This window comes from Cloacibacterium normanense (assembly GCF_003860565.1).
Taxonomy (GTDB): Bacteria; Bacteroidota; Bacteroidia; order Flavobacteriales; family Weeksellaceae; genus Cloacibacterium; species Cloacibacterium normanense.
Map to the genome: position 1 here is coordinate 1,837,584 of NZ_CP034157.1, position 22,533 is coordinate 1,860,116.

Genomic DNA, 22,533 nt, shown 5'->3' on the forward strand with positions numbered 1-22,533 from the left:
TTTTATCTTCTAAAAATTAATGTAAGTAGTCCTAAAATTACAGAAGCTACAGAAATATAAATACCGGCATTAGGGTCTAATCTTGCTTGTTTTTGTTTGGTTTCATTAGGACTTACTACAATTACGTCTCCTTGCTGAAGGTTATAGTAAGGAGAATTGATAAAGTTAGAATCTGTAAGATTAATTCTACCTTTTGTAATTTCGCCATTGATGTTTCTTACGACTAAAACATTCTCTCTTTTTCCATATATCGTAAGATCTCCTGCTAAACCTAATGCATCTAAAACTGTAGTTTTACCATCTGGAATAATGTAATGTCCTGCTCTGTTTACTTCACCTAATACAGTAATTTTATAATTAGTAAGTCTTATAGTTATTATAGGATTGATAATGTATTTAGAAAGTTTAGCTTTTAGGTCTTCTTTTAATTGGTCTATGGTTAATCCTGCAGCTTTTACATCTCCAATAACATTGAGTGTAATATTTCCATTAGAATCAACTAAGTAAGTAGGTCCTTCTGCCACCACTTGATTATTCATGGGTGCATTGTTAGAGCCCATTGTATATTGGTTAGTAGTTCTAGAAGAATAGTTTTGGTTAAAAGGTTTTACAACATCCATATCTTTGGCTGTCACTAGAATCATTAGCTCATCATTCACTTGAATAGAAGATTTAGCATTTTGGATAGAAGTTTGTACCGCTGTGTCTTCAATATTTTGTAGATAAGATGAAGTATCTGCTTTAGGCTTGCAAGAAAAAAGAGCAAGTACTGCAAAAATATTGAGTAATTTGATGTATTTTTTCATTTAAAAAATTTTGTTATTAGGATTGCAAATATACAATTTTGTTTATTTATCTAGTTTTTCGAAGACTGAATTATTGCTGATAAACTCTGGCACCATTTTTTTCAGGAGTTTCACTACTTCAATTTGGTCTCTTCTGAGTGCCGCTTTGGTAATCTTATTTGCCAGACATTCAATATCTTCGAACTCCATGTGTGGGTCCATAGAGACCATTATTTTTTCGTGTGGTGTAGGAAGGTTTTTAGTATCATCACTTAACAATTCCTCATACAATTTTTCTCCCGGTCTCAGTCCTGTATATTTTAATTTGATATCGATTTCTGGTTCAAAACCAGATAGTTTAATCATTTTGATGGCGAGGTCTTTAATTTTCACGGGTTCTCCCATATCGAACACAAAAATTTCACCTCCTTTCCCCATGGTTCCTGCTTGTAGCACTAATTCGCAAGCTTCTGGGATGGTCATAAAATACCTTACAATATCTGGGTGGGTAATGGTAACAGGACCTCCTTTTTCGATTTGCCTTTTAAAGTGCGGAATGACTGAGCCATTACTTCCTAAAACGTTTCCGAATCTGGTGGTAATGAACTTGGTGGTGTTTCCTGGCACGTCTTGTAATGCTTGTACTAATAATTCTGCACCTCTTTTAGAAGCTCCCATTACATTGGTAGGATTTACGGCTTTGTCCGTAGAAATCATTACAAATCTATTGATTTTATATTTAGAAGAAAGGGTTGCTAAGTTTTTGGTTCCAAAAACATTAACCAGAATCGCTTCATGCGGATTGTTTTCTATGAGAGGCACATGTTTATATGCTGCTGCATGATAAACCATCGAAAAATTATATTTCTGGAAGAGTGGTTCTAGCCTGTGCTTATTAGAGATATCACCTAAAACAAATCTAAAATTAATGTCTGGATACTTTTCTTCCATTTCCAATTGGATTTCATGAAGGGGAGTTTCCGCTTGGTCTAAAACCACAATAAGAGAGGGTTTAAATTGTGCGACCTGCCTTACGATTTCGCTCCCAATAGAACCTGCTCCACCAGTAACTAAAACTGCTTTTTCGAAATGACGTTTCATCACTTCTTCATTTTGGATAGAAATCGGTTCTCTGTCTAATAAATCTTCAATTTGAAGATTTCTTATGCTGGCTTCAATTTTTTTATTGCTGAATTCTTCTACCATAGGTGCTTGAAGAATTTCTAGGTCTTTATCAAGCAAAATATTCACCCATTCTTCAAGTTCTTCCTTGGTTAATCTTTCTTTCAATAACAAAACCCCTTCTAGACCAAGTTGTTCTTTAGTTTTATTAAGAAATTTATCTTGAGTTAAGATTTTAAGCCCTAAAATTTTAGCATATTTAGAGTCATTTCTTTTGGTTAAGAAACCCGTCAATTCGTATGGTAAATTGTCATTATCTAAAATAGCACCTGCTATTGCCACTGAATGGTCTGAAATCCCCAAGACCATAATTCTTTTTTTCTGGGTGCTAGCTTTTACATGCTTAACAAAATAGAAGGATTGTTTAACTGCTAATCTAAAAACCAATAATGCAGTAAATGATATGACGAAGTACAATAATAAAAGAGGCGTATAAAATAATTTGATTTTGGTTAACCAAAAAGTAGAATATTTGAGTACTAAAAGAAATACAACGGTAATAAAAGAAGACCAAAATATTTTTTGAATATCAATAAAAGTAGAATGTCTTATAATGCCCGCAAAGGTTTTAAAGACATACATGAATATGATGTTGGTGCCAATGATGACAATATATTTCCATTCTATGGGTAAATATTTTGGAAGAATGGTGATTTTATTTAATATAAAAAAAGCGGTACCTAATGAAACAAATAAAATACAGACATCAATTAAAAACACCATCCAACGTGGAAGGTATCTTAGACTAGAGATTCTGAGGTAATTGTCCCCACTGGTCATTTTGTTTTTAGAATTGCTCGGCATGATTAAAAATAGATTTATCCTAACAAATTTTTTATTACCTTATTAATTCTTTTTTTATCGTCGTCTGTAAGATTAGAGCCAGAAGGCAGGCACAATCCATTATTGAACAGCGTCTCAGCAATATTTGATCCAAAATACATTTTATTGTCAAAAAGTGGTTGCAGATGCATAGGTTTCCAGAGCGGTCTAGTCTCTATATTCTCTTCTGCAAAGGCCAATCTCCAGAACTCTCTATCTTTATTTCCAGTTTTTTCAGGGTGTATAATGATCGCATTGAGCCAATGATTGGATTGATAATCTTCGGATGGTTCGGTAAATAGTTCTACTCCTTCCTGATTTTTGAAAATATTTTTATAAAACTCGTGATTAGCTCTTCTCTCAGCTACCCTTTGGTCTATCACTTCCATCTGACCTCGCCCTATTCCTGCGCAAATATTACTTAATCTATAGTTGTATCCTACAATAGAATGCTGATAATGTGGCGCATCATCTTTGGCTTGAGTAGAAAGAAAAACTGCTTTTTGTTTATAAATTTCTTCCTTGAGCACTAATGCACCTCCTCCAGAAGTGGTAATGATTTTATTTCCATTAAAACTCAAGACAGAAATATCTCCAAATGTTCCACATTTTTGACCTTTATAAGTGCTTCCTAATGCTTCTGCACTGTCTTCGATGATAGGAATATTATATTTTTCTGAAATGGCTTTTATTTCTTCTACTTTATACGGCATTCCGTAAAGGCAAACCGTAATAATGGCTTTTGGTTTTTTGCCTTTTTCAATGCAAACCTTAATGGCCTCTTCTACTGCAATAGGGCAAAGATTCCAAGTATCTTTTTCACTGTCTACAAAAACAGGAATTCCTCCTAAATAGATGATAGGATTAGCTGAAGCGGCAAAAGTAAGGGATTGACAAATGACAAAATCATCTTTTTCTACGCCTAACATGGCTAGTGCAAGATGCAGAGCGGCAGTACCTGTAGAGACTACTGCTACATGAGATTCTTGTCCTAGATAATTTTCTAAGTCTTTTTCGAAGCCGTCTACATTTGGTCCTAAAGGAGCAATCCAATTCCCATCAAAAGCTTCTTGAATATATTTCATTTCATTCCCGCTCATGTGCGGAGAAGAAAGCCAAATTTTTGATTTATTGTTCACTTAATTCACTCAATTTAATAATTTTACCCGGGTTTCCTACCACTGTAGCTCCAGCTGGAACATCTTTTATGATCACAGCCCCAGCTCCTACTATAGCATCTTCTCCTACAGTAACGCCTGGAATAATTCTCGCCCCAATTCCTATTTGAGCTCTTTTTTTTATGGTAATATTTCCCGCCAAAGTTACTGTGGGAGAAATATGTACAAAATCTTCTATAATACAATCATGCTCTATCACAGATGCTGTATTGATAATGCAATGGTTTCCTATCTTCACTTCTGCATTTACACAAACTTGTGGCATCACTACTGTTCCATCTCCTAATTCTGAGAATCTAGAAACAAAAGCACTTCTGTGAATCAAGGTTTCGAAGACACAAATTCCAGAGAGTTTATTTACAATTTTTTCTCTAGCATTGGCATCTCCTACGGCTACAATTACTTTGTGTTTTTTGAGCAATTCTTCTGTAGGTTTGTAAATTTCGAGATGGTGGAAAAAATCTGCAGGAGGATTGTCATCTACCAGATATTCTAATAACATATCATTAGATAAAATGATATCGTAAATCACTTTTGCATGACCACCTGCACCGTATAAAACTAGACTATTCATTTCCTTTAAAAGCGATATTGGTAGCTTCTCCTTCTCGATTTACCCCTTCTAATTTGAGCACTTTTTTCAAAGTTAAGAACATTATTTGTAAATCTAACAAAAAACTCAAATTTTCTACATACCAAACATCAAACTCAAATTTTTTATCCCATTCAACAGCGTTTCTTCCATTGATTTGTGCCCAACCTGTAATTCCTGGTTTCACATTGTGCCTTTTTTTTTGAACCTCATTATAAAGAGGGAGGTATTCTGGCAATAGAGGTCTTGGACCAATAAGGCTCATGTCACCTAATAAAACGTTTAGTAATTGTGGAATTTCGTCCATAGAAGTTTTTCTTACGAATCTCCCCAAAAAAGTAAGTCTTTGGGCATCAGGTAGAAGTATGCCATGAATATCTTTTTTATTGTTCATGGTTCTGAACTTAATGATTTTAAATAATTTTTCGTTTTTACCAGGGCGGTTTTGTAAGAAAAACACATGACCTCTGTTGCTAATTAACAAAGCAATAAAAATGATAATAAATATAGGGCTAGATAACAAAATCCCTATTACTGATAAAACAAAGTCTAAAAGAGGTTTGACAAAATTCACATACATAACAACCCACAAATTTACTTTTTTTTTGCTTCCAAGACACTACTTATTTAACATTTTTTAAGAATCTAGATGTTTTAGAATTTCATCATATTCAAAACCTTTTGAGCTTAAAAATTTAATCAATTTTTGTTTTTTTTGATATTCTTTCAATCCTTTGTAAGTGGGTAATAGTTTTTCGATAAAATCACGAATGGTATCTTGATAATCATGCTCATCTATTTCCGAAAAAGATTTGGCAATGAGTTTATCAGAAATTCCTTTGAGACGGAGTTGTTGTTTGATTTTATTTTTTCCCCATTTTTTGATGTAGAATTTTCCTCGGGTGAAACTTTTAGCAAAGCGTTCTTCGTTTAAGTAGTTCTCTTTTATGAGATAGAGGAGTATTTCTTCCTTTGCTTCAGGAATCAGAACAAATTCTTTCATTTTCTGTTCTACTTCTGCATGGCATCTGTCTTGATAAACACAATAGTTCACTAATTTTTGCTTAATTTCTTGAAAGGGAAAAAGTTTTTTTTCTTGCATATTTACAAAAATAAAAAACCGAAAGTTAACTTCCGGTTTTTTTTAATTTATTTTACGGTTTTATGATTTTTTAATTTGTAGTGGTATACCATAATTGCGTATGCAGAAATTGCTAAGATTGGCAAATAGTCATCAATAGGAATTTCTTCATCACCTGGAAGGTTTCCAGGACCTGTATCTTCTGTCTGTTCACCTCCAATAGCTCCAGAAGCACTTGTTGTACCCGTAGCTACATTTTCAGATTTTTGAAAGGCATTTATCTCTTGCGCTTCTTGACCAAAGAAAAAATTTGCCGTACAAATCAACGTTAGAGTTAAAATGAATTTTTTCATTTATTTTGAAATTATCTTTTTATTTACTATATCATCAGCAAATATAATGCTAAAAATATTAATACCTGTTGCCAATTTATTTTTTTCTATTGTTAAAATTTTTCTTCCACTTTTAATACTATCGATTAATGAGCAAGATGTATTGAAGATTTTCACCTCAGAAAATACTTTATCAGCTTCTATTACATATTTATCCCCCGACTGATACACTTTTACTCCAAATTTAGCGACTGAATCCTGAGCAGATAAACTTTGCACACTGTAAGTTATTTCAAATCTATTTTTCACTTCCCCTTTATCTGCTGCAAAATTGTAAATAGATAAAAAAAACCTACTGATTATCAATAACTTATTATTAGTAGGGTTTTAATGGTAATATTAAATTTTATTCATACTTCTTTCCTTTTCATTTAGGTTATTTTTAATTATATTAATAATTACATCTACCAAAACAATGCCTATTCTTCTTATTTCATAATCAAGAGAATAAGTAATATTTTATATAAACAATGAGTATTTTTTCAAAAAAAGGACAATCTGATGATTGCCCTTTTTCTTAAGATTAGTGAATAATCTTTTGCTGGAGTTCTTTTTTCTTAGATTTTACTTTCATTAGATAAACTCCTTTTTGTAAACTTTGTGTTTCGAAATTATAATCTGTGGTATTTGGTGTTATTGATTTTATGAGTTTGCCAGACATATCCCAAAGTTCAATTGCAGTAATGACATCTTGATTTGCAATAATACGATAACCGTTTTCTACTTTATATATTTTAATACCTTGCACATTAACTTCATGATTAGAGAGTACTGCATTTGGTTTAAAAACAATCTCGAACCTATTATTGATTTCCCCTCTAGCATTTACGCTGAAAGAATAATGACTTTCTTGCAAATTGGTTTCTGTTCCTGTAATTTTATCTCTAAGGTAAATCATTTGTTTGTTTGTAAAAATCCCTTCTTTTTCTTCTAAAGAAATAGTATAAACCCCTGCAGCATAAAAGCTAGCTCCCAAAGGTATTACATCATTCTCTAACAAAGGATAAGCTCTGCCTTGAATGGCTAATTTTTCTTGATTGAGAAGACTGTAGAAAGAATCAATCCCTTCTACTAAATGTGTTGCATCATAATTTGGATCTAACTGATTAGTGGCTCCTTTTTTATAAGCAATAAGGATTTTATTTGCCACTTGTAGAGGCGTAGTTAATTGCAACCAAAATCTATCTGTACTCTCTTTAGAAACCTTACTATTTCTATTAAAAAACTTAGCAGAAGCTACTCCGTTTCTCATTTGATTATTAAAGATTACGCTCCCAGATGTTTTGGCTTGTATGATAAAACCTTGTCCCACTCTGAAATATTCGGTTGGAATAACACTGCTTCCTGCTGGACCTGTTGCAGGAACTCCTCCACTTGCATTTAAGATGGCATAATTATTATAAGTCCCTTCTTCTGGATAATTATTATATTGCATAGCAGGATTAGGATTAATATTGGTCCAGAAATAGGCTATATTATTAATTACTGAACTATTCACAGAATAAAATTCTTCATAACTGATATTAGATGGATAAGGATTTCCTATTAAATTAAATCCATTAAACGTGTTGGTTAAAGGAACAACAATATCCCCGTTATTTGGCAAGCCTATAAAAACACCATTAAAAACAGTAGGAGTAGAAGGAAAATTATTAGGTGCTCTAATTCCATATCCTTTTCCTGGAATAAAATTATTTCCAACAGGATTTACTGCTACAAAACCATCATTAGATTCATTGTATACATAAAACCTAGAGCTAAGTGTATTGGGTGAAAAAGCTTTCAATTCTTGCCCCGCTACTGGAGTTCCCCAATAGTTATAATCTAAACGTTTGAGATTAGCATTTCTATTGACGGTAATATTTCCTAGGTTTGTTACATTTTTTCTTATTTGAACTAGACTTGCATCATTCTCTACATTGATATTTCCAGATAGCACTTCTATTTCAGCATCTACTGTAAGCGTTTTATTGGCAGGAATAGTTACTACTGCATTATTATTTACTTCTACCGCACAAGCATTTAGGTCTAAATCTATTAAGTAATTATTAGAAAAAACCGCTCTTTTCGAACTGTCTGGTGCACCATTGCTCCAAGTTCCTGTATAAACGGTGGTATTGGTTTTTACAGTTGCTATCGCAGAATATCCATTACAAGAGCCATTAGAAAGCACCGCTCTATAATACCTATCTGTATTTAAATTATTGGGTAATATTAATTGATTCGTGGTATTGGCAATATCTGTAACAGCAGTACTAAAATCACTGGTGGTAGAAGATTGCCATTTGGTAATTGCCCCATTATGTCCAGATAAAGTGATTGTATTGCTTGTGTTATATTTACTGCAAACATTTAAGCTGTTAATCGTTCCTGAGACAATCGCTTGATATACGTTTATTGTAACGGTATCTTCTGCACTGAAGGTTTTTCCTGATTTGGTGATTGATATTTTAAGTTTGAATACATAGGTTCCCGCTATTAAATTATTCACGGTAATGGAAGAAAGGCCATTATTAGAGAAACCTGTGAATCCAACTGGAGCAGAAACTACCGACCATGTATAGGTTTTGGTATCGGTAACATTACTATTACTAGGAGCTGTAAGCGTAACTGAGTTCAATGGTAAACAAATATTAGTAGCTGATGCAATAGGTGTAGCATTGAGCGTTCCTCCCGCTTCTACCACATCGCAGAATGTTCCTGCAACAGCGTTTCCACTTCCCGCACAATTGGTATAGGTAATGTTACCGATTTCTAAAGATGTTTGATTAGAACAACTGCCTCCTATGAAGCCGTATCCATTCAATCCAGTACTATTTCCACAAGAACCCGTTCCTGTATTGATGATTTTCACTTCGGCGTTTTGTTTCAGCTTGAGGTAAACATTATTTTGGTTCCAAAGCACAGTTCCCGCATCAATTAACAAGTCATCCGTATTATTGAGTTCCATATTGATATTTAAGGTGAGTTGCCCAAGGACTATAAGGTCTCCAATGTTATAAGACACTGTAAGGGAAAGGGCACTATTATTTCCATTGGTATAATTACCTACCGTTACCGTGTTGCCATCACTAATGGTGACGGAATAATTACCTGAAGTTTGTCCAGGATATTGAGTGGCTGAAGCCCAGCCTGTAGCAGTGTACATCTGCCAAGTGGCTAATTAAGTCCAATTTCCTGACATTACAGATCTAAAATCTCCTATGTTTTGAGAAAAAATTTGGACACAAAAAAGACTTACTAAAAAAGTAAAAGTTTTAATTTTCATCGTTTATGTTTTTTAATTGGTTTGTGTTGTGTTTTTCAACATCTAAATAACAAAGACTTTTCAGCTTAACCAATACGTCATTTTACGTAAAATAATAACCTTTACCTTAAATATTTGTCAATCCTCACATAATATGGTTCTTAGTTTCTCTTTCCTTTCAAAAGCAACTTAGCAAAAAATTAAAAAGGCCGAGACAAATGCCTCAGCCTTACTACTTTTTTTAAGATTTTTTTATTTTATTATTTTCCTTGTAAAATAACGATTAGTGGTTAACACTTCTATTACATAGGTTCCTGATTGAAAAGAAGATGTATCTATTTGAAAATCTTTTTTGTTTACTTTTTTATGGAAGATGAGTTTTCCAGTAATATCGTAAATTTTAACTGACTTCATACTTTCTGCAGTAGAAATCATAGCATAATGATTTTGCTGATACACTATAAATTCTTTTTCTGTTTGACCTGACTCAGATCCTAGTGTAGAATTGGCATATAAAATTTGGAATCGATTATTCACTTCACCTGAACGGGCTACAAACCGATAGGCACCTTCTGATAAATTAGTTATTGTGCCTGTTATATTATCTTTAAGGTATATACTTTGTCCATTTGCAAACACCCCTTCTTTTGCACCTAATGAAATTTCATATTGTCCTTCAAGACCTAATCTAGCACCTAAAGTTACTTCATCTGATGGATTAAAAGGATAACCTCTTCCTTGTATTGCCAATTTTTTATTATCTAAATTAGAATAGAAACTATCACCTCCATAGATGAGAAGCTCTGCATCATAATCTTCCTCATAATTAGTAGAACTTCCTTGTGGATAACCAATTAAAATAGGACTTACAAAATCTAAAGGTGTTTTCAAAGAAATCCAAAATCTGTCTTTTTCTACATTGGTTCTTTGGTTATTATTAGCCATTCTATTAAAGAATACAGATGTAGAATTATTATTTCTGATACCGCTATTATTTTCTAAACTAAGATTATAACTTCCTGTATCTCTAACCTTTACAATAAAACCTTGCCCCACCTTTATATATTGATTAGGAGTAGCACAAGTAGGGCAGTTGCTAGGAGAACCAATAGGATCATTATTACCTGTTCCCGATGCATAAGGAGCTGACACACCACCAGTTCCGTTTAAAATGGCATAATTATTTGTAATTTTAGTACCATCTGGTAAATTACTTGGGTAATTAGCACCTTGCATTTTAGGATTGTAATTGGTATTTGTCCAGAAGTAAGCGGTGTTATAAATAATGCTGCTATTAGTACCATAATTGTACAAAGCATAAAAGTCTATATTAGAAGGGTACGGATTAGAAATCAAATTATACCCTTGTCCTGTTGCAGATTTCACCACAGGAATACTAGCCAAACCATTATTAGGAACACCAACAAAACTATGAGGAATACTAGACAAAACATTAGAGAGAGCATTAGAAGCTCTGATAGCATATCCTTTACCTTTAATAAATGTATGGGTGTTTTTATCTACAGTAGGAGTAAGGCTATAAGTTACATTATCAGGATAAAGATTTCTTATAAACAATCCATCAAAATAGTCATTGCTTTCGTTGTACACATAGAATCTGGTATCAAGAGTACCTGCCGAAAAGGCTTTTACATTTTGCCCAGCAACAGGACTTCCCCAATAAGTATAATCTAATCTTTTTAAATTGGCATTTCTTTTTACGGTAATATTACCAATATTTACAGAAGAATTATTAATTTGTAGAAGATTAGCATCAGATTCTACCAATACATCACTTGCCGCAGCTTCATTTTTTAAATAGTTTTGAATGGTAAGACTAGACTTAGGATCAATCGTAAGTTTACCACCAGATTTCACAATCACGCTTCTCGCTAAACCATGAGTGCCTGTAGTTAAAGATGGTAATTCTACTGGAGTTCTTACGATAACACATTTTGCAATAGTAGGAACAGTAGTAGGTCTCCATTGTGCCCCTTGATTCCAATCTGTAATGCCAGGTTGCCTCCAAGTTTTAGTATCATTATTAACAGTAAAGTTCCCAATTGCAGGACAACCATTACTAAAGGTAGCATTGGCGTTAAGATTCCAATTTAAATCTTCTAATTCTGTTGGCGTTGGTTTTACACAAACCGTAGATTCTAATGTACTTCCTAATGCCGTAACACAATCTGGTTTATACAATGTAGTAGTTCCACTAGACCACGCAAAAGGCGTGGTAATATTTTTAAAACCGTAGATTCTAACATTGTCAACAGTTGTAATCCCTTCTATAAAACCACTTCCTCCTCCACTGAAAGGCCCTGCATAGGAATAAACCGAAAATCTTAACTTAAAATTAGTTGATGTAAAGTTAGTTCCTGGAATATTGTAAGAAAATTTTTCCCACTTTAACGGATTTCCTCTTGTACCTATGAATTGGTCTAAAGTATTCCAATTTGTTCCTCCGTTTAATGAGTACTCAATAAGTGTATATCCTTCTGTAAAATTACTTGCAATGGTAAAGTTATATAAATCAAAGTCTACTTTTAAATTTAAAAAACCACTCACATCTAGATTATTAGAAACCATTCTATTTAAAATGGATTGACCTGAAGAACCTCTACTGATATCTGTATTAATCATTGCAAAACCTTCGCCAAAATACCCCGAAGACATTGCAGGAGATAACCCTTCATAACCCTCTGCTATTTGTGGGATATAGGGACTGTTTCTTCTTTGCCAAAACCCAATCGAATTGGTGTACGCGCCATTTACTTCGTTGGTAAAAACACCCAAACCAGAGTCAAATTTTTCAAAAATTACATCTTGATATTTATCTCCAGAAGCCGTTACGAGCAAAGTAGGATCGTCTTCGCCACAAATAGAAGGTTTATTAGTACTAAATGCTACGGTTGGATTTGGATCTACTCTAGCTTCTACAGGATATCTAAAAGCTGTTTCGCATCCTGTAGAGCTTACAGCTGTAACATAATAAGTAGTAGTTGAAGAAATAGAAGGTGTATTATAGATATTGCCAGAACCTAACAATGTACCACCGTAGATACTGTCATACCAATTGTATGAAACAGCACTTGCATTACCAGATACTGAAAGCCTTACTGAACCAGCACCGCATCTTTCTCCATCAAAAGGGTTAACATTATTAACGTTCAAAACTTTTGCAGGACAATCTGTAACAACTTTAAATGTATAATCCTCCATTTCACCATAGCCAGAAGTCGTAGAACAAGAAGTAAAATTATTTCCTTGAACAGAAAAAGTACCAATTCTTAATGTATAATTTCCCTCAGCTTGACCAGCAGGAATAATAAATCCAAAGGTAACAGATGGAGTGGTAAAAGAAATCATATTATACACTTCTTCTCCCGCATCATTAAAATCTCCGTCTTTATTCCAATCTACCCACGCTTTCCAAGTACCATTCTGTCTAGGAACTCTGTTTGAACCACTAGATGCTAAAATATTAATCGCCGTACCTTGAGGTTGTTCTGCAATTGGCGTAAAAGAAGTAAAATTTTGATAACCAGAAGCCCATGTAGAAGTATTGGCAACAGTAGTATTAAGCACCCCAACAAATTGAAAACTATTAATATACAATCTTGGTTTATCAGTATTTGTAAAGTTTGGTGTACAATATGTTACCGTTAATGCGGCATTAGAAGAATAAGCAGAAGTGCCACAATTATTAGTTGCAGAAGCTCTATACAAATAACCACTCATCCCTAATGTTGCTCCAGTAATATTTAAAGTAGCGGTAGTAGCATTGCTGTATACCCCACCGTTGGAAATAGTAGTCCAACTGGCACCTGCATCTGTACTTACTTGCCATGTATAAGCATTGGGAGTATAAGATGCTGCTACTGTAAAAGAGGTATTTGCTCCACCATTCACACTTACATTTGAGGGATTTGTTGTTATGGTAGGAGTAGCAATCACTGTAATGGAGGTTGAAACCGAACAACTTCCTATAGTATACACAACAGTTGCAGAACCTACAGAAACTCCAGTTACAATACCTCCAGAAGAAATTGTAGCAGAACCCGTTCCATTAGAAATAGACCAAGTTCCTCCTCCAACAGCATTTGTAAAAGCAGGAGTAACAGAAGCTGTACACACCGTAGAAGCACCACCTCCTATAGCAGACGGGGAAGCATTAATGGTTAAAGACCTCCCATTATTCGTACCATTAGGATTGGTTACCAATACAGTACCAGAAGTAGTACCCGCTCCAACTACAGCAGTTATATTAGTAGAATTTACAACCGTAACACTCGTACATGGGGTTCCATTAATACTAACTGTTGTTGTACCTGTTGTAGTAAAATTAGTTCCGGTAATTGTTATTGTAGAACCTACACATACAGGGCTTGGAGATACATTAGAAACAGAAATATAGGTTAACGTAATTTGTCCATTAGCTCCTGCACCTCCAGCTCGGTCAGTAAACCCAGAACCACCATATTCTCCACCGCCACCACCGCCACCAGGGATGATTCCTGGAGAACCATTGTTATTATTTTGCCCTAAACCTCCAGTTCCAGGCGCATTACCTCCATTACCTCCATTTCCCCAGTTCCAGAATTACCTGGACCACCATTAGCGCCAGAAGTATTAGTACCACCTGTTGCAGTACCACCCGTACCTCCAGTTGAACTGTTTCTGTTTCCTCCACCACCACCATTACCCACTAATGTGGTTGCAGAAGGAGCATGTGTTAAATTTGATAAGTTTCCATTGTTTCCATTGGCTCCAGGAAGATTTGCAATTGCACCAGCTCCCACGGTGTACGTTATGGTTTGGCCTGCCAATACATCAAAGGTTCTAGTGGTATAACCACCACCGCCTCCTCCAGAACCGCTTCTATTATTTGCTGTAGAACCTCCACCAGAACCACCAGAACCCCATACCTCTGCCTTAACAGAAGTAACATTTGCAGGTACTGTAAAGGTTTCAATTCCTGGAAATGGCGCGGGAGTATTATCATTAAACTGCCCAAAGGCCAAAGAAGACATTAAAAGAAATTTTAGGAAAAGTACATAGAAAATCTTCTCTTTAATGATGAATAAAGATTTCATTATTAACTTCATATTCGTGTTTTAGATTTATTTATCCAAATCTATAAATATTATTTTAAATATATTACGTTTTGCTTAATAAAAGTGATAAATATTTCCTAAAAAGGTGCAAGAGTTTATGCTAATTTCATTAAGTTTGTGCCTATAAAATAAGTCTAATATATGAGAAAACAACTATTAATTCTAATGGTGGCATTGCTGTCTACCTATTCCTACTCACAGTCTTACACTCAACTTTATCAAGACCGAGCAAATTTACTCTTACAATCTAATATTAACACATTACTGACAGAGTTAGCCAATCTAGGCGTAAAAACTACAGGAAGTACTGAAAATAATAATGCATTTACTTGGTTGCAAAACAAATATGTAAGTTATGGATATACCACAAGCACCACTGCTACTGATTTAAAAATTGAGTCTCAAAGTTTTACCTACAGTGGCAAAACCAGTAAAAATATTATTGTGACTAAAAAAGGAACAAAATATCCAGATACTTATGTAATTATTTGTGGACACTATGACACCATAGTAGGGCCAGGTGTAAATGATAATGGTTCTGGTGTTGCTATTATTCTAGAAATGGCAAGATTATTAAAAGATGTTCCTACGGAGTATTCTATTAAATTCATCAATTTTTCAGGAGAGGAACAAGGGTTGTTAGGAAGTAAAGCTTATGTTACTAATATCGTTAATGGCACTACTCCTAAAATGAACATAAGATTAGTATTTAATTTAGACGAAGTAGGCGGTGTTGCAGGAGCCAATAATAATAAGATTTATTGTGAAAAAGATGGTACTCCTACTCAACCTACCTCTATGGCCAGCACTTACGCTACTTACCCTTCTACTAATAATGCTGCCTCTAATACCTTTAACACTATTCTTATGAATTGTTTTACTTTGTATAATAATGGTGTGGTAAGCCCAGAAACTTCTTATATAGAACGTTCTGATTATATGCCATTTGACAAAAACAATGATGTAAGTATTGGGTTATATGAATATAATCAAAGTTCACACCCTCATAAGTCTACCGATACTTATGCCAATATGGATCCTATATATGTATATAATGTAGGTAAAGTAGCAACAGCTGCTGTTCAACATTTCGCAGTAGCTACTACTTCTACTTCTACTCTTGGAACAGAAAATATAAAACCTTCTGAAGTTCGCCTCAGTTTATTTCCTAATCCTGTACAAGATTATCTTTATTTAGGTATTGATGAAAAAGAATTTGATATTTCTATTTTTGACAGCACTGGTAAATTGGTTCACCGTTCAAAAAACAATCAAATGATTAACGTGTCCTCTTTCTCTAACGGTATGTACATTCTTCATGCTCAAATTAAAGGTGAAAAAGTGAGTGAGAAATTTATTGTTAAAAAATAGATTTTTTTACTAAAATATATAATAGGCTGTTTCGGTAGATTGAAACAGCCTATTTCTTTTGTAGTTTTAATTTGTCTAAAGCGTTTTCATATTCTTTTTTAAGTTCTTGCCATACGAAATTTTTATCAAAAGATTCTACTACTTTATTTCTGGCATTTTTTTTTAAATTCAATAAAAAATAAGGATTTTTAAACACTTTCTCCATGGCTTTTTGAAGTTCTTGATGATTTTTTTTCGGCACCAAAAGCCCATTGACTTCATGTTCTATAATTTCGTTGCATCCAGGAATATCAGAAACGATACTCGGCAAACCCATCGCTCCCGCTTGTAAAACAGCATTGGGAAATCCTTCACGATAACTGGGCAGCATCAACACATTGCTTACTGCATAGTAAGGTCTTACATCATCCTGAAATCCTACCGTAATAATCTTTTGATTTTGATTTATTGTATGAAACATCGCCCTCTTTTTAGGATTATGTGCATTTTCTCTGGGACCTACTAAAATGAGTTTTATGTTTTGATGTTGCTTGCTAAGAGCGTCAAATGCTTTTACTAATTCTCTCACTCCTTTATCTATGACCAGTCTCCCTACAAATACGAACACAAAATCTTCTTCTTTTATTCGAAGGGAAGCTCTTAATTGTTTTTTATTTTCCTCAGAAAATGCTTCGGGATGATAATAGTCTACATCTACACCGTTTACATTGCCATTGGCAATAATTTTTAGTGGTTTATTTGTAATATTATGCTTTTGTAAATCTTCTTTTACACCTCTTCCTTCTGGATAAACATGTGTAGCACATCTGCACAAGATTTTATCCATGATAATCAATGTACGTTTCATGTAGCCATACTTATGCGGGAAAATTAGTCCAGTAAAGGTGTGCATTCTTACGGGAACTCCTGCTAATTTCCCTGCCATCATGGAGAGTAGTCCTGCTTTTGGGGTAATGGAATGAATGATTGCGGGCTTTTCTTTTTTAAAATACCAATACAGATTCCATAGTGATTTAAGGTCTTGTCTTAAAGAGATGGGACGATGCATCTCTATTGTGTGGATATTTACGCCTTCTCTATTCGCTACGGTTTGCAAATCATCTCCTTCCCCTGAAATAGCGGTAACCTGGAAATGTTTATTCAGAAATTCTAGTTGTCCCTTTAACAAGAGATTCAGTGACATGGGAACGGTAGCGATTCTAAACAGCTTAGGTTTTGGGGAGTTCATTTTTCACGGGGTAATGAATGGTTTGAAATACAAATTTATTTATTCTTATTTATTTCTCACCGTTTATTGCAGATTTTTTCATCAATGGCTTTGCTATTTCTTGTGGATTGTTTTCTTTTTTTTTCTAGCAGATTTTCGCAGATTATTATCTCTATTTTTTTTAAACGCAAAGATTTTATCTCTTATTTATCTTTTTTAAGGTAGCAAAGAAAGCGAATAAATTCACTCCCAAGCGTATGTGTATTTTTTTTATTCTTTCGTGTTTCTTGTGGATTGTTTTATTTTTTTTCTAGCAGATTATTATCTCTATTTTTTTAAACGCAAAGATTTTATCTCTTATTTATCTTTTTTAAGGTAGCAAAGAAAGCGAATAAATTCACTCCCAAGCGTATGTGTATTTTTTTATTCTTTCGTGTTTCTTGTGGATTGTTTTATTTTTTTTTCTAGCAGATTATTATCTCTATTTTTTTAAACGCAAAGATTTTATCTCTTATTTATCTTTTTTAAGGTAGCAAAGAAAGCGAATAAATTCACTCCCAAGCGTATGTGTATTTTTTTATTCTTTCGTGTTTCTTGTGGATTGTTTTATTTTTTATTTCTAGCGGAGTGTTTTTCTTTTTGTTTCTCGCGGATTTACGCGGTTTGTTTGCGCAGATTTTCGCAGATTATTATCTCTATTTTTTTTTAACGCAAAGATTTTATCTCTTATTTATATTTTTTAAGGAAGCAAAATAAGCGAATAAATTCACTCCAAAGCGTATGTGTAATTTTTTATTCTTTCGTATTTCTTGCGGAGTGTTTTTCTTTTTGTTTCTCGCTGATTCTTTCTTTTTGTTTCTCGCAGATTTTCGCGGATTGCTTGCGCAGATTTTCGCAGATGTTTTTGAAAATTAATAGGATGTGAGTGTGGGTAATGGATGAATCGTGAATCGTGTACGTAAATCGTAAATCGTGAATGTTGAATTCATTTGTAGAACTTGGATCTGTTTTTTGATTGACCTGCATGGAACATCCACAAAATGGATTTACCTGTGGTATAATCCGCCTTGTTTTTTGTTTTGATAGATGGTGTAAAGGTATAAAACAAAACCCAATGGAATCATGGCTATCGTGAGAAATTTTCTTGGAGATTCTGCAATAAAGCGCCCATTTCTGGATTTAAAACTATGAGAAACATAGTGTATTATGTCTAATAGTCTTTTTTTTCTAGACTTAGAAAGCAGCATTCCTTGTTTTCGGATGAAAGCAAATCCTTTTGGATTTTTATAATATTGTCTCCACATATTGTTCGATGAACCTTCTGGCTGATAATCAACTAAACAAACCACTTCATTCAGGGTTGCCAATTCGTAATCTTGGTCTGCCAACAAATATTTATACCCTAATCCTACGTATTTTTCTCCTTCAAAAATGGGATATTTAGGATATTTATTCATTATTTCTGTACGGTAAATCAGTTTTTTGTCGCCACTCCCGCCGTTCAAATAAAAATCTTCCAACGTAGTAGATTCTGTAGAAAACGCTGTTCCTATGAGTTGGCCATCAAAATGAGCATCCAATGCGATGATGCCGCTATATTTCTTTTGTTTTTCTCCAAGGGAATTCCATTTTTCTAGAATCACTTCTACTGCATTTTCGGGCATTTTATCATCATCATCCACACAGGTATTCAGCACGGTTTTGCAATTTTCGTATGCTGTATTGTGCGCGCCATGCATTCCTTGATTTTTCTGCTTGATGTACTGAATTTCCAACACCTTCTCGTCTATAAAACCTTGAACCACCTCATCTGTATGGTCTGAAGAACCATCGTTGACAATCATCCACACAAAATCTTGGTTGGTCTGCGCTTTCAAAGATTCATACAATCTCGGAAGCAAAGATGCTCGGTTAAAAGTGGGGGTGAAAATGGTGAGGAGTTTCATTTGAAAAGGTTATAAGGTTATGAAGTGATGGAGTGATGAATTATGAGTTATGGGTTATGGGTTATGAGTGATGAGGTTATAAAGTTAAATGTGTCCTTCGACTCCTCTCAGGATGACAAATAGTGAATGGTGAATGGTGAATTATTAATGGTGAATAGCTCTTTGATTTTGGTTAGGATGATATAACGTAAGGATTTTTTTTATATTGTTTGACTAATTCTTTGTATTTTTTTTCTAGTTTTTGGGCGTTTTCTTTAATATCGTAGCCTTTTTCTTTAATAAGGGCTGCAACATTTTTTCTTTCAAAATTATGGATTTCTGCAATTTTTTCCGCCCATTGTTGAGCAGAATTTTTCAAAGGAATGACGGTTACATTTTCAGGAATCAGAATAGACTCTGTTGGTACGCCATCAGAAATTACCGCTTTAATGTCCGTGGTTTGCGCTTCTACAAATGCTACCGAAAAACCTTCATGCAAACTCGGGAACAGGAAAAGATCCATTGCTTGTAAGAGTTCGGGAACGTCATTTCTTAATCCTAAAAACGCTACATCCTGCTCTATTTTTAATTGTTTGGCTTTTTCTCTGAGTTGAGACTCTAATTCACCTTGCCCGACTAAAAATAACTTGTACTTTTTGTTCCGCTTTATAAGTTCGGCAAAAACTTCCAACAGAAAAGACTGGTTTTTTTGAGTATTGAATCTTCCAATATTCACCAAATTAATGGTTTCTTCTGCTTGAAGTTCTTTTCGTTTTTTCTCTCTCACCTCTTGATTGAACTGAAAATCTTCTACTTCTATCGCATTGTTCATTTGGTAAGAATGACGTGCTAAATTTTTCCCGAAAAGATTTTCTGCTGCTTCTTTGCCACAGGTAAAATACGCATTGATGGACTTGCGCATTCTTTTCTTCCACATCAAACGGAAGAGCAGTTTTTTGTCTCTATCCATTTTCGCATTATGGGCATGAGCAATAATTACGGGAATGCCTCTCTTCTTTGCTTCTTCATAAATAAACACGCCCAGTTCTGAGCATTGTCCGTGAATGATGTCATAATCATTATGTTCCTCAAAAAATGTTTTTACCGCTTTTTTATATTCCTTTAATTTCCAAGGAAGAATGGGTGGCAATCTGAAAATCTTACTCCCAGACTTTATCAATTCTTGTTCAAAAAAACCCGTCTCTCTGTGCACCAAAAAATCTATCTGAAACTGACTTCTATCCATATTACGGTAGTAGTTCATCAGGTTGGTTTCGGCACCTCCTTTGTTGAGTACGGTAAAAATTTGTAGGATTTTGATGGGAGACATTTTTTTGGAGTTATGAGGTTATGAAGGTTATGAAGGTTATGAGAGTTATGAGAGTTATGAGAGTTATGAGAGTTATGAGAGTTATGAGGTTATATAGTTATGTTATATGTGTCCTTCGTGAACTTCGTTCGCAGACCTTGGGTCTGTGCTCAGGATGACAAATGGTGAATTATTAATGTGAATGGTCAATGGTCAATGGTGAAGGTACAGGTTCATGATTTTATGAAATTTATTTATTGTTTGCAAAATTAAACATTTGGTTTTTTGATGGGGAATTATTTCTATTGATGACAAAATTCATTGTTGATGCTAAAAATAAAACCCAAGTGGCATATTTGTATTTCGCGGCATAGAAAAATACTTTCCAATGGAGTGGAAAATATTTCATTTCTAGATTTTGATAGGCTTTTTGGTAGATATCATCGTGTAATATTTCTGAAACCTTCTGTCTTTTTGAGGAAAAAGGCTTTTCTGAAAAGGTTTCGTTCAAAGCTAACCCGATGATGCTTAGTGCGATTCTATTGTTTAAAGCTTTTCTAAATTCTGCATCTTTAGCCATGATGATTTCTGATATTTTTGCGTAGAGATTTTTCCATTGTCCAAAGAGATTGGGTTTGTGTAATTTGGTCAATGAATCGGCATTGATTTTTACATAATTGTACAAAGGCATATCCAAGACTTGAGCGGTTAGCGCATGCTCTAAATACTGAATATTGAACAAAGCGTCTTCGGTTCCTATTTCTTTGGTATCTGTAAATTGGAATTGGTTTTTTCTGATGATTTCTGTTTTGTAGATTTTTCCCCAAGCAGTCACTAAAGCGTCGGTTTGAGAAGGGTCTGACAATTCAGTGTCTATTAATCCGACAATTCTTCTTTGGATAAAACGTGCAGGAAATTTCCCTTGAATATTGAATTTTCTTGGAAGTTTTTTGGTTCCAAACACTCTGTTGTAAGAAAAGCAAAAAAGGTCTTCTTCTTGAAAAAAATCTGCAATGGTTTTTAAGGCCTCTGGTTCTAGTGTATCATCTGCATCTACAAACATAATGTAATCTCCTGTTGCATTTTCTATCCCTGTATTTCTCGCTCCCGAAAGTCCTTGGTTTTGTTGATTGATTGCCTTAATTCTAAAATCTTTTTCTGCTAAATTTTCTAAAACTTGCTGTGTATTGTCTTTAGAACCATCATTTATCATTAGGATTTCAAAGTCAAAACCTTGTTGCATCACAATGCTTTCTGTACAGTTTTGCACAAAATTTTCTACGTTGTAGCATGGGATGATGATGGATAATTTCATTACACAAAAACTTTTCTTTAAGTATGGCTTCGTGAACTTCGTTCGCAGACCTTGGGTCTGTGCTCAGCCACCGGTTTATTTATTATTTCTTCTCTTTGGCATCGACAAACTCAGCCATCGGTTGATTTATTATTTCTTCTCTTTGGCTTCGACAGGCTCAGCCACCGAGGTGAGATTTTTTATTGATTATTTTTTGAAGATTTTCATTGCCTCCTGTCCTAAAGGATGTGAAAATCTTCAAAAAACATCCTCTTATTCTTCGTTCGCAGACCTTGGGTCTGTGCTCAGCCACCGGTTGATTTATTATTTTAGTTTAAAAATTTTTCTTTCCCCTACCCTAAAGGGTGGAAAAATTCTTACTTCTATCAATAAAATGAGTTCTCTTTAGGGTTGGGGCTAAATCATTTTATTTTTCTTTTAATTGCTCTATTTTATTTTTAATCGTTGTCAAAACCTGATTAATATCTTGCTCTACTTCTTCGTTTTTAAATCTAATTATTTTTAAATCATTCAATCTTAATACTTCCGTTCGAACCTCATCTTTTTGTTTTTGCTCTTCTTGATTATGATAGTCACCATCAAGTTCAATAATTAATTTGAATTTATGACAATAAAAATCTGCTATGTAAATATTAACAGGATGTTGTCTTCTAAATTTTAATCCTTCTAACTGATTATTTCTTAATTTTTCCCAAAGTAATTTTTCCGCTATAGTTTCATTTCTTCTAAGAAACTGAGCTTTTGAAAATAAATCCGAAGGCGCACCCTTCCACATTCCTTCATCATGATTAGGTTTAAGTTTTTTCATTAAAGTTTTTGTTAAATTTAATACTTTTTGCTAAAACCTACTTTTCTATTGAGCTTTGAAAAATCTTTTCCTCAACACTTTATTCTATAATGTATTGCGTTCGTTTTTTTAAACGCATTTGAATTGTGTTTTTTGAAGATTTTCATTGCCTCCTGTCCTAAAGGATGTGAAAATCTTCAAAAAACATCCTCTTATTCTTCGT

Annotated in this window: 17 protein-coding genes and 1 pseudogene; 1 reads left to right on the forward strand and 17 read right to left on the reverse strand. The window is 34.1% G+C overall.

Features of this window, described 5'->3' with window-relative positions; all coding sequences use genetic code 11:
• Positions 1-2 precede the first annotated feature (2 nt).
• From EB819_RS08420 to EB819_RS08470, 12 genes and pseudogenes are all read right to left on the reverse strand, one after another.
• Positions 3-806, reverse strand: a complete 804-nt coding sequence (locus tag EB819_RS08420; RefSeq protein ID WP_069798145.1) for a polysaccharide biosynthesis/export family protein — start codon at positions 804-806, stop codon at positions 3-5.
• Between the two features lie 42 nt (positions 807-848).
• Positions 849-2,747 (reverse strand): polysaccharide biosynthesis protein, encoded by a 1,899-nt coding sequence (locus EB819_RS08425; RefSeq protein ID WP_245993118.1) that lies wholly within the window; start codon positions 2,745-2,747, stop codon positions 849-851.
• A gap of 38 nt (positions 2,748-2,785) precedes the next feature.
• Positions 2,786-3,889: an aminotransferase class I/II-fold pyridoxal phosphate-dependent enzyme gene (locus tag EB819_RS08430; RefSeq protein ID WP_069798182.1), complete on the reverse strand. Its 1,104-nt coding sequence runs from the start codon at positions 3,887-3,889 to the stop codon at positions 2,786-2,788.
• A 28-nt stretch (positions 3,890-3,917) separates the two neighbouring features.
• The gene (locus EB819_RS08435) at positions 3,918-4,541 is read right to left on the reverse strand and encodes an acetyltransferase (RefSeq protein ID WP_069798141.1); all 624 of its coding nucleotides are present in this window, start codon (positions 4,539-4,541) and stop codon (positions 3,918-3,920) included.
• The gene (locus EB819_RS08440; protein WP_069798139.1) at positions 4,534-5,139 is read right to left on the reverse strand and encodes a sugar transferase; all 606 of its coding nucleotides are present in this window, start codon (positions 5,137-5,139) and stop codon (positions 4,534-4,536) included. Before EB819_RS08440 ends, EB819_RS08435 begins: the two co-directional genes overlap by 8 nt.
• A gap of 57 nt (positions 5,140-5,196) precedes the next feature.
• Positions 5,197-5,661, reverse strand: a complete 465-nt coding sequence (locus EB819_RS08445; RefSeq protein WP_069798137.1) for a regulatory protein RecX — start codon at positions 5,659-5,661, stop codon at positions 5,197-5,199.
• Positions 5,662-5,708: 47 nt separating this feature from the next.
• Positions 5,709-5,993: a hypothetical protein gene (locus tag EB819_RS08450; RefSeq protein WP_069798135.1), complete on the reverse strand. Its 285-nt coding sequence runs from the start codon at positions 5,991-5,993 to the stop codon at positions 5,709-5,711.
• Positions 5,994-6,281, reverse strand: coding sequence for a hypothetical protein (locus EB819_RS08455; RefSeq protein ID WP_069798133.1), 288 nt, complete (start codon positions 6,279-6,281; stop codon positions 5,994-5,996).
• Between the two features lie 274 nt (positions 6,282-6,555).
• On the reverse strand, positions 6,556-9,180 hold the full coding sequence (locus EB819_RS08460; RefSeq protein WP_069798131.1) for a RemA C-terminal-like gliding motility protein: 2,625 nt from the start codon (positions 9,178-9,180) through the stop codon (positions 6,556-6,558).
• Positions 9,181-9,531: 351 nt separating this feature from the next.
• Positions 9,532-13,503, reverse strand: coding sequence for a RemA C-terminal-like gliding motility protein (locus tag EB819_RS08465; protein ID WP_124878735.1), 3,972 nt, complete (start codon positions 13,501-13,503; stop codon positions 9,532-9,534).
• A gap of 27 nt (positions 13,504-13,530) precedes the next feature.
• A pseudogene (locus EB819_RS13035) lies at positions 13,531-13,707 on the reverse strand (IPT/TIG domain-containing protein); the annotation flags it as partial.
• A gap of 116 nt (positions 13,708-13,823) precedes the next feature.
• Positions 13,824-14,387 carry a glycine-rich domain-containing protein gene (locus tag EB819_RS08470; RefSeq protein ID WP_124878737.1) on the reverse strand — a complete coding sequence of 188 codons (564 nt, stop codon included), beginning with the start codon at positions 14,385-14,387 and terminating at the stop codon, positions 13,824-13,826.
• A gap of 150 nt (positions 14,388-14,537) precedes the next feature.
• On the opposite strand from EB819_RS08470, the gene EB819_RS08475 reads away from it, so the two are divergent.
• The gene (locus EB819_RS08475) at positions 14,538-15,767 is read left to right on the forward strand and encodes a M28 family peptidase (protein ID WP_069798127.1); all 1,230 of its coding nucleotides are present in this window, start codon (positions 14,538-14,540) and stop codon (positions 15,765-15,767) included.
• Between the two features lie 49 nt (positions 15,768-15,816).
• Here EB819_RS08475 and EB819_RS08480 read toward each other — a convergent pair whose 3' ends face one another.
• The 5 genes from EB819_RS08480 to EB819_RS08500 form a co-directional block, all read right to left on the reverse strand.
• Positions 15,817-16,950, reverse strand: coding sequence for a glycosyltransferase family 4 protein (locus EB819_RS08480; protein ID WP_245993120.1), 1,134 nt, complete (start codon positions 16,948-16,950; stop codon positions 15,817-15,819).
• Positions 16,951-18,020: 1,070 nt separating this feature from the next.
• The gene (locus tag EB819_RS08485) at positions 18,021-18,920 is read right to left on the reverse strand and encodes a glycosyltransferase family 2 protein (protein WP_069798121.1); all 900 of its coding nucleotides are present in this window, start codon (positions 18,918-18,920) and stop codon (positions 18,021-18,023) included.
• Between the two features lie 172 nt (positions 18,921-19,092).
• Positions 19,093-20,229: a glycosyltransferase family 1 protein gene (locus tag EB819_RS08490; protein WP_069798119.1), complete on the reverse strand. Its 1,137-nt coding sequence runs from the start codon at positions 20,227-20,229 to the stop codon at positions 19,093-19,095.
• A gap of 229 nt (positions 20,230-20,458) precedes the next feature.
• Positions 20,459-21,523: a glycosyltransferase family 2 protein gene (locus EB819_RS08495; protein WP_069798117.1), complete on the reverse strand. Its 1,065-nt coding sequence runs from the start codon at positions 21,521-21,523 to the stop codon at positions 20,459-20,461.
• 406 nt (positions 21,524-21,929) lie between these two features.
• On the reverse strand, positions 21,930-22,331 hold the full coding sequence (locus tag EB819_RS08500) for an endonuclease domain-containing protein (protein WP_245993124.1): 402 nt from the start codon (positions 22,329-22,331) through the stop codon (positions 21,930-21,932).
• Between the last annotated feature and the right edge of the window lie 202 nt (positions 22,332-22,533).

Coding starts and splice junctions, on each gene's coding strand:
- EB819_RS08420 (WP_069798145.1), bottom strand. CDS start 806: ATGAAAAAATACATCAAATTACTCAATATTTTTGCAGTACTTGCTCTT.
- EB819_RS08425 (WP_245993118.1), bottom strand. CDS start 2,747: ATGACCAGTGGGGACAATTACCTCAGAATCTCTAGTCTAAGATACCTT.
- EB819_RS08430 (WP_069798182.1), bottom strand. CDS start 3,889: ATGAGCGGGAATGAAATGAAATATATTCAAGAAGCTTTTGATGGGAAT.
- EB819_RS08435 (WP_069798141.1), bottom strand. CDS start 4,541: ATGAATAGTCTAGTTTTATACGGTGCAGGTGGTCATGCAAAAGTGATT.
- EB819_RS08440 (WP_069798139.1), bottom strand. CDS start 5,139: ATGTATGTGAATTTTGTCAAACCTCTTTTAGACTTTGTTTTATCAGTA.
- EB819_RS08445 (WP_069798137.1), bottom strand. CDS start 5,661: ATGCAAGAAAAAAAACTTTTTCCCTTTCAAGAAATTAAGCAAAAATTA.
- EB819_RS08450 (WP_069798135.1), bottom strand. CDS start 5,993: ATGAAAAAATTCATTTTAACTCTAACGTTGATTTGTACGGCAAATTTT.
- EB819_RS08460 (WP_069798131.1), bottom strand. CDS start 9,180: ATGTACACTGCTACAGGCTGGGCTTCAGCCACTCAATATCCTGGACAA.
- EB819_RS08470 (WP_124878737.1), bottom strand. CDS start 14,387: ATGAAGTTAATAATGAAATCTTTATTCATCATTAAAGAGAAGATTTTC.
- EB819_RS08475 (WP_069798127.1), top strand. CDS start 14,538: ATGAGAAAACAACTATTAATTCTAATGGTGGCATTGCTGTCTACCTAT.
- EB819_RS08480 (WP_245993120.1), bottom strand. CDS start 16,950: ATGTCACTGAATCTCTTGTTAAAGGGACAACTAGAATTTCTGAATAAA.
- EB819_RS08485 (WP_069798121.1), bottom strand. CDS start 18,920: ATGAAACTCCTCACCATTTTCACCCCCACTTTTAACCGAGCATCTTTG.
- EB819_RS08490 (WP_069798119.1), bottom strand. CDS start 20,229: ATGTCTCCCATCAAAATCCTACAAATTTTTACCGTACTCAACAAAGGA.
- EB819_RS08495 (WP_069798117.1), bottom strand. CDS start 21,523: ATGAAATTATCCATCATCATCCCATGCTACAACGTAGAAAATTTTGTG.
- EB819_RS08500 (WP_245993124.1), bottom strand. CDS start 22,331: ATGAAAAAACTTAAACCTAATCATGATGAAGGAATGTGGAAGGGTGCG.